General features: G+C 39.4%; 8 protein-coding genes. 4 read left to right on the top strand and 4 right to left on the bottom strand.

Annotation, left to right across the window (positions count from 1 at the left end; translation table 11 throughout):
• The 3 genes from FJR09_RS07210 to FJR09_RS07200 all read right to left on the bottom strand — a co-directional run.
• The coding region (locus FJR09_RS07210) for a pentapeptide repeat-containing protein (protein ID WP_168654054.1) at window positions 1-880 on the bottom strand (880 nt) is incomplete at its 3' end.
• Between the two features lie 211 nt (window positions 881-1091).
• A complete protein-coding gene (locus FJR09_RS07205; RefSeq protein WP_015078995.1) occupies window positions 1092-1625 on the bottom strand; it encodes a transposase in 534 nt (177 codons plus the stop codon).
• Window positions 1626-1755: 130 nt separating this feature from the next.
• Window positions 1756-3114, bottom strand: coding sequence for an NAD(P)/FAD-dependent oxidoreductase (locus tag FJR09_RS07200; protein ID WP_015078996.1), 1359 nt, complete (start codon window positions 3112-3114; stop codon window positions 1756-1758).
• Window positions 3115-3229: 115 nt separating this feature from the next.
• On the opposite strand from FJR09_RS07200, the gene FJR09_RS07195 reads away from it, so the two are divergent.
• From FJR09_RS07195 to FJR09_RS07185, 3 genes are all read left to right on the top strand, one after another.
• The gene (locus FJR09_RS07195; protein ID WP_168654053.1) at window positions 3230-3472 is read left to right on the top strand and encodes a hypothetical protein; all 243 of its coding nucleotides are present in this window, start codon (window positions 3230-3232) and stop codon (window positions 3470-3472) included.
• On the top strand, window positions 3453-4448 hold the full coding sequence (ilvC, locus tag FJR09_RS07190) for a ketol-acid reductoisomerase (RefSeq protein ID WP_015078997.1): 996 nt from the start codon (window positions 3453-3455) through the stop codon (window positions 4446-4448). Before FJR09_RS07195 ends, ilvC begins: the two co-directional genes overlap by 20 nt.
• Window positions 4449-4823: 375 nt before the next feature.
• Window positions 4824-5309, top strand: a complete 486-nt coding sequence (locus FJR09_RS07185) for a hypothetical protein (protein ID WP_015078998.1) — start codon at window positions 4824-4826, stop codon at window positions 5307-5309.
• Window positions 5310-5742: 433 nt separating this feature from the next.
• Here FJR09_RS07185 and FJR09_RS07180 read toward each other — a convergent pair whose 3' ends face one another.
• A complete protein-coding gene (locus FJR09_RS07180; protein ID WP_168653794.1) occupies window positions 5743-7134 on the bottom strand; it encodes an amidase in 1392 nt (463 codons plus the stop codon).
• A 370-nt stretch (window positions 7135-7504) separates the two neighbouring features.
• On the opposite strand from FJR09_RS07180, the gene FJR09_RS07175 reads away from it, so the two are divergent.
• Window positions 7505-8569: an RNA-guided endonuclease TnpB family protein gene (locus FJR09_RS07175; RefSeq protein ID WP_168653793.1), complete on the top strand. Its 1065-nt coding sequence runs from the start codon at window positions 7505-7507 to the stop codon at window positions 8567-8569.
• Window positions 8570-8663 lie beyond the last annotated feature (94 nt).

The raw sequence follows: 8663 nt of genomic DNA, 5'->3' as shown, positions 1-8663 counted from the left end.
AGGCTCCTCTGAGGTTGGCTCTTGTGAGGTTGGCTCTTGTGAGGAAGGCTTCTGTGAGGTTGGCTCCTGCGAGGACGGCTTCTGTGAGCTTGGCTCCTGCGAGGACGGCTTCTGTGAGGTTGGCTCCTGCGAGGACGGCTTCTGTGAGGTTGGCTCCGTAGAGGTTGGCTCCGTAGAGGTTGGCTTTTTTGAGGTTGAATCCACTAATATTAACTTTAGTTAAATCAAGATATTTATTTTCTAAATCTGGGTGTTTACGTTCTCCAATCACAGTTAAACACGCTCGAATAGAAATTCTAAGTTCTAGGAATTTTTTTTGATCTTCTGGAGATTGTGACTCATTTTCTTTTATAATAGGTGCATTCTGACGGACAAAAGCTGTCAGAACTTCCATAATTGTCCATTGGTCTGGTTCAGAATCTCTCGCAATTCGTTCTAAAGTATAAATTCCACCTAATATAACTTCAGGTTTATCACTCCCAAGCTGTTCAATAGCCTTAGAAAATCTTTCTGTAATTTGTTTTTGATTTGCAGTCTCTGCATTTTGATTTGCAGCCTTTGCATTTTGATTTGCAGCCTCTGCATTTTTATTTGCCGCGTCTGCATTTCTATTTGTAGCCTTTGCAGTCTCTTCCATAGCCTCTGCACGTCTACCTGCAAAGTAAACATTAACAATTACTGCCCCTCCACTAATGAATAAACCTAATACTTTAAGACTTTCAATAATATATTCATATTTGTTTTCTAATAAATCTTTTTTGTCAGTAATTAAAATCATTGAGATGAAATAAACTGTAACAGCAACAGCTATCAAAAACAAAAATATACTTCCAGTTATCACCCAATTTTTAATACAATCGTTTTCATCATCTGTGAACATAATACAATTTTTACTCCCTGTGTAAAATGGCTTTATTAAGTAAGCAATGCAAGATACAGACATTTTAGCACATCAAAAAGCAAATACACTAGAACAAGAAAAAATTTTATTGTTAAAATAACCTTAAATAACGGCAGAAAAATTAAAATTTATTCTTCCTCGTTCCTAGTCTCTGACTAGGAATGCTATCAAGAGGCTCTGCCTCAATATCTCACAAATCAATCAATTCCACCTCTAATAAACTCGGCAATTCCATATAATTCCGGTAACTAGAATAACGCCAATGAGCCGGATCATCAACATACCCACGTCGCACCGGATTATTATGAATATATTCTAATTTTTGGATAAACATTTCTTCATTAGCAATTGCTTGAGGATGAAAACCTTCTTGCCATAGTTGATAATCTTGTTTTATCTTGTGTTTTAATTTATGAAATTCTAATTGATTAAGTATATATTCAGCATTATTTTTCTGGAGTAAATCAATAATGGAACGAGCCGTAAATGATTTAAAATTCCCTATTTCTTTAGATAAGTTTGCAGCCGCAGCGATGAGATGAAGATGATTTTCCATAATGACATAACCATATAATGTCAAACGCTGCTGACGTTGGAGAAAGTTGAGGGAATCTATGATAATTTGGACAAGTTCAATATTGCCAAATAATGGCATCCAATTTACTAATGTGCAGGTGAGGAAATGCGGTTGAGTTCCTAATACATGATAGCGGCTGCGTCCCATTGTTTCATTTAATTTGGTAGATGTGGTGATTTTATTTTAATATGAGAGGCAGTTTTTTAATAATAATGAGGGAATATGGGAGGCAGAGCCTCTAGAGGGCATTCCCAGTCAGAGACTGGGAACGAGGGAACTACACATTCAACGGCTTTTTGGTGACAATTGGCGTGTGATTATCACTATTTGCAATTGGTACAGGGGCAATAGTTTCCTTACCTGTAATTAATCTCGCGCCACGATTGCGGGTAAAATAACTCCACAACCATTGAATCATCACAACTAACTTATTATCAAATTCAATCAAGAAGTAGATATGAATAAATAACCAAACAAACCACGCAAAGAAACCTCTGAGTTTGATAAATCCTAAATCAACAACTGCGGCGTGTTGCCCAATCATTGCTAAACTACCTCTATCCACATATTTGAATGGACGTAATGTTTCACCTTTCAACCGTTTTTGAATGAGTTTAGCCACATATTCGCCTTCCTGCATGGCGACTGGTGCAACTCCCGGTAAAGGTTTATCATTTTGATGGGCAAAATTTGCTAAGTCACCAACTACGAAAATGTTGGGAAATCCTTTAATACTTAGGTCTGGTTCAACCATAACACGACCAGCGCGATCGCTCTCAACTCCCGTCTTCTCTGTCAAAACTTTCCCCATTGGTGAGGCTTTCACACCCGCAGCCCACAACACGGTTTTTGCTGCAATTTCTTTAACATCATCACCTTGCTTAATCGTCACAATATCATTTTCAATATGTGTAACTAAGGTTTTGGTTTGCACATCCACACCCAAAGCTTTTAAAGATGCTTCCGCTGTGTGAGATAATTCCGGTGCAAAAGGGGGAAGAATCCGATCTAAACCTTCTAACAATAAAACTCTGGTTTCTGCGGTGTCAATGTTGCGGAAATCTTCTGTCAGGGTTTTAGTTGCCAATTCAGCGATCGCTCCCGCCAATTCTACCCCAGTTGGACCACCACCAACAATTACAAAAGTTAACAAAGCTTGGCGTTTTACCGGATCACTTTCGCTTTCAGCCGCTTCAAATGCTGAAAATATCCGCCGACGCATCTCAATGGCATCTTCTACAGTCTTTAAACCCGGTGCAAACTCTTCCCAGTTATCCTTCCCAAAATAGGAATGCTTCGCCCCTGTAGCCACAATTAAAGTATCGTAGGGGACAGATTCCGCGCCTACCATCACATTTTGGGCGGTAGTGTCAATATCATTCACCTCACCCAACAGCACCTTTGTATTTTTGCTCTTGCTGAGAACAGACCGCAAGGGAGAGGAAATATCCGCTGGGGACAAAGAACCTGTAGCGACTTGGTACAGCAGTGGTTGAAAGAGATGAAAATTGCGTTTATCAATCAGCGTGATTTGCACATTGGCTTTAGCCATAGACTTAGCGGCATACAATCCACCGAAGCCACCACCAATAATCACGACTTGATGAACCGGTTTCTTGTCAGATAGATCAACCATAAAAAATATTTCCTTCCATTACAGGGCTGTAACTATTCTTAACAAATTTGTATCAAAATTATCACAATTATTTCTGTTTATCTTGAACTTCTGAAAAAAAAATAAAAGTAGGGGATTGAAAGGAGTCAGGAGTCAGGAGTCAGGAGTCAGGAGTCAGGAGTCAGGAGTCAGGAGTCAGGAGGAAGAAGGAAGAAGGAAGGAGGAAGGAGGAAGGAGGAAGTTGGGTAATTGTAATTTTTATTCCCTGTTCCCTGTTCCCTATTCCCTGTTCCCCAATTTGCGATACAATCGTAAGTCTGCCAATTTCATGACAGCCTTTATAAACAGGAGATGCTTCTATGGCACGTATGTATTATGATGAAGATGCTAATTTAGACCTTTTAAAAGGTAAAACCGTTGCTATTATTGGTTATGGTTCTCAAGGTCATGCTCACGCGCTGAATCTTAAAGATAGCGGTGTTAATGTCATTGTGGGATTATATCCCGGCAGTAAGTCCACAGCTAAGGCCGAAGCTGCTGGCTTGACTGTAAAAAATGTTGCTGATGCGGCCAAAGCTGCTGATTTCATCATGATTTTATTACCTGATGAAGTCCAAAAAACAATTTACAAAAACGAAATTGAACCCAATTTAGAAGCTGGAAACGTTTTAGCTTTTGCACATGGTTTTAATATCCATTTTGCACAGGTTGTACCTCCTGCTGATGTTGATGTCGTCATGGTTGCACCTAAAGGCCCTGGACATTTAGTGCGTCGTACTTATGAACAAGGACAAGGTGTACCTGCGTTATTTGCAGTTTATCAAGATGCCACTGGTCATGCCCGCGATCGCGCTATGGCTTATGCTAAAGGTGTTGGTGGTACACGTGCCGGTATTTTGGAAACTACTTTCCGGGAAGAAACCGAAACCGATTTGTTTGGGGAACAAGCAGTATTGTGTGGTGGTTTGAGTGCTTTAATCAAAGCCGGTTTTGAAACTTTAGTAGAAGCAGGTTATCAACCAGAACTCGCTTATTTTGAATGTCTGCACGAAGTCAAATTAATTGTGGATTTGGTGGTAGAAGGTGGTTTAGCGACAATGCGTGATAGTATTTCTAATACTGCCGAATATGGTGATTATACTCGCGGTCCTCGCGTTGTTACCGCCCAAACTAAAGCGGAAATGAAGAAGATTCTCAGCGAAATTCAATCTGGACAATTTGCGCGGGAATTTGTCTTAGAAAACCAAGCTGGTAAACCTGGTTTTACTGCTATGCGTCGTCAAGAAGCTGAACATCCTATTGAGGCTGTTGGTAAGGATTTACGTGCCATGTTTAGCTGGTTAAAGAAAGCGTAGTCCAATTTTGGATTTTAGATTTTAGATTTTGGATTTGAGAGACGGAAATTTCGTGTCTCTCAAATTTAATTTTTGCAAAAATTAAAATATTGTATCTATAACAGGCAATGCCCATCTTATAGGCATACAAAATCACATCTTCAATAATCATGTAGAAAGCTAAAAAATCGGTTATTTCATTTGCATAAAATCTCTGAGTAATGAAATGATAGAGTTATAATTGAGTTACCAAATTATTACAGTTGCTGAGAAATATTATTGGTGTGGGCTGTTATTGAAATAGGATGAAATTAGTAACGCAACATGATCAAGGATTTTGGTGCGCTACGCTATCATGATTCTACAGCCAATGGAATAATCTCTGGAGTGTAGAAAATGGAATCTCTAATTTCAACTTTCACCCAAAATTTAGATTTTTCCGAATCGGAAATAACAGCAATACTTTCCACACCGTTAAATGAGGTACTAAATTCACCGGCTCTGAAACAAGAATTAGACAGTTTAGATATTAGCTTACTCAAAAAAACCTTACCTACAGCCGGTGCGGTATTGGCTGAACATTTACCACTTTTTTATGATTGGCTAAAAAACGAGTTAGGAGTTGAGCGTGTTCCCGACAGTCCAGATCATACAACAAAATGGGTGGTTGGTTTTCTCAATAATCAAGAAAGTATCAATCACTTAGTTGAATTACATCGTCCCGTACCCCACGCAGCTTTAGAACAAGCTGTTCCCCGGTTGGTGGGTTTATTTGATGGTGTGGAAGATGTGAAAGTGCGTCAAGAATGGGAAAAAGCAGTTGCCGCACTTTGTTTAGTTTTAGTAGTAGATGCCCGTGAACAGGAAAAACTGGCTAATTAATTGGAATTTATAGTCCGAATCAGGATTATTAAGATTAAATGATTAATAGGATTTAGTATGCAGATATTTGCAAACTTTCTGTTTTTCAGATTATTTCTCTGTCTGAATCAGGATGCTCAGGATTGAAGGATTAACAGGATTCAATATGCAGATATTTGCAAACTTTCTGTTTTTCAGATTATTTCTCTGTCTGAATCAGGATGCTCAGGATTGAAGGATTAACAGGATTCAATATGCAGATATTTGCAAACTTTCTGTTTTTCAGATTATTTCTCTGTCTGAATCAGGATGCTCAGGATTGAAGGATTAACAGGATTCAATATGCAGATATTTGCAAACTTTCTGTTTTTCAGATCATTTTATGGATAACAATCCTGTAAATCCTTAAATCCTGTAAATCCTGATTCTGACATTTTGTAAATCCTGATTTTAACTAAAGTGCTGGACGATGTTGAATCCAAGGGTTAACGGCTTCTAATTGCGCTGCTAAACTAATTAAGGTAGACTCAGCCGCAGGTTTACCAATTAACTGTACACTTAGGGGTAAACCATGACTATCGAAACCGACAGGAAGGGCGATCGCAGGTAATCCGGTAGCATTTGCAACAGGACAAGGCGCGACCCAATGGGCAATTTTGGCAAATGTCTCTTCTGGACTCAAATCTGCCCATTCACCGACGCGAATGGGAGAATGGAGATAAACTGGTAATACCAATACATCTACAGTATCAAAAAATGCGATAATTTGCCGGGAGACAATTTGCATTTGGGAAAGTGCTTGCAGATATTCAGCTACAGAACCATTTTTTGCTAATAACCATTGGTTTAAAGGCTGTAAGGCTGGCGAAGGAATTCCTGCTGCTGCTATTCCAGCTTGCCAAACTACTATAAATGGTTCGATTAAACTACTAAAATCTGGGTATTTTTCCTCAACTTGATGTCCAAATTGTGCTAATAACCCGACGGTTTTTAATACTCCTTGTTTACAGTTAGCGTCAGCTTCTCCAAAGGGCAGAATACTGGTACTAAAGGCAATTTTCAGACTATCTAATTTGACTTGAGTTGCAGAGAGAAATGATGGTTGCGGATTTGGTAGCCAATAAGGATCACCTGTGACATAGCCAGAGATCACATCTAACATAGCCGCTGCATCAGCCACTGTGCGGGCAAGGGGACCATCCACCGCAATGCCCCCCAAGCGATCGCCTACAGGGGCTTTAGAGACTCTGCCTCTGGCTGGTTTGATGCCAACAACACCACAGCAAGCCGCCGGACCACGCACTGAACCACCACCATCTGAACCTTGGGCAATTGCACTTAATCCCGCTGCTACTGATGATGCGGCACCACCACTAGAACCACCAGGAGTATATTCTAAATTCCAAGGGTTTCTCGCTGGGGGAAATCCCGCAGGTTCACTGTAAGGATAAGAACCTAATTCCGAAGTTGCGGTTTTACCAAGAATAATAAAACCAGCTTGTTTAATTCTGGTAACTACACCATCATCATGATTGGCAATATTATTTAACAGTGCCGAATTTCCGTAAGTACAAGTAACACCCGCAACCGCACTTAAGTCTTTAATGGAAATTGGTACACCAAAAAATGGCGGTAATTCTGAAGTCGTTGTCAGTAATTCTGTTTTGTTTTTAGCATCAGTAATGGCTAAATCTGCCGTGACTGTAAAATAACTTCCCAGTTGGGGATTTAAGCGTTCGATTCTTTCTAAATATACTTCCACCAACTCTAGAGGTGACACTTCCCGCAGACGGATTAATTGCGCTAACTCTAAAGCTGGGGTAAAAGCTAAATCATTGTTATTCATAGATATAAATTTGCCAACTTCACTTGTGACTTTAGCAGGATTTTTGAGAATTATCGCTATTGGACTTATTGCAAGAATCGGAAAAGTTGACAGGAAAATACTCTCCTTTTCCCGAATTCTACAAAAGGTCTAATTCGTGTTTTTATACTTTACAACAACTCTCAACTTACAGGATAGATTGGAAAGTTTGAAAGCCCCTGAGAAACAGGAACGAAGTTCCGTCTTTCGTGCTTTAGACAGGGGATGAAAAACGGCACGGGCAGTTCGACAAGCTCACTGACCACGGTTTTAACCGCCTTCAATATTTCACCATTAATCATCTTGACTATCTTACTGCACAAAATGTAGTATAAGACTGGAGGTGAAAACGATGCTAGTTTTTGAGTTCAAGACTTACGGAAAATCAGTTCAATTCAGCGCAATAGATGATGCAATTCGTACCGCTCAATTCGTTCGCAATAGCTGTATTCGGCTATGGATGGACATAAAAGACACGGGCAAAAACGACTTGCAGAAATATTGTGCTGTTTTAGCAGCTAATTTTCCATTCGCTAATGAACTTAACTCAATGGCTAGACAAGCCAGTGCTGAACGAGCATGGTCTTCTATCTCTCGGTTTTATGATAATTCCAAGAAGAATATTCCTGGTTTAAAAGGATATCCTCAATTTCAAAAAGATTGCCGTTCTATTGAATACAAAACATCAGGATGGAAACTTTCAGAAGATCGTAAATCTATCACATTTACCGATAAAAAAGGTATTGGTAGATTAAAAATAAAAGGGACTCGTGATTTGCATTTTTATCAAATAAATCAAATCAAACGAGTCAGATTAGTCAAACGGGCTGATGGTTATTATTGTCAGTTTTGTATTGACGTTAATCGCCAAGAAGATATAACTCCATCAGGAAGTACGATTGGATTGGATGTAGGCTTAAAAGAATACTACACAGATTCCAATGGTGAAATGATTGAGAACCCTAAATTTCTTCGTGAGGGAGAAAAGGTTCTTAAACGTTCACAACGTCGTGTTTCTAGGAAAGTCAAAGGTTCAAAAAATAGAGGCAAGGCTAGACAGATTTTAAGTAAACGCCACCTCAAAATAAGTAGGAAACGTAAAGACCATGCTGTGAAATTAGCACGGTGCGTAGTTCAGTCAAACGACTTGATATCCTACGAAGATTTGAGAATTAAAAATATGGTGAAAAATCATTGTCTAGCCAAGTCTATTAACGACGCATCTTGGTATCAGTTTCGTGTCTGGCTTGAATATTTTGGAAAAGTATTTAAGAGAGTCACAGTAGCGGTTAATCCGCAATACACAAGCCAAGAATGCTCTAGGTGTGGTGAAGTTATCAAAAAATCTTTATCCACCAGAACGCATATTTGTAAATGCGGTTGTGTAATGGATAGAGATGGTGCGATTCGTTGTTAGCTGAATCACGGTAATCAGTCCGTACATAAGCTAACCAACCCAATCCAATCATGGAAAAAGGTTGAACTCTCGGTCTGATATGGGTGAAAGCCCC

This window comes from Dolichospermum sp. UHCC 0406, from assembly GCF_009712025.1.
GTDB lineage: Bacteria > Cyanobacteriota > Cyanobacteriia > Cyanobacteriales > Nostocaceae > Dolichospermum > Dolichospermum lemmermannii.
The sequence above is the reverse complement of the archived record's forward strand: the minus strand, read 5'-3'. Positions and strand labels throughout refer to the sequence as shown.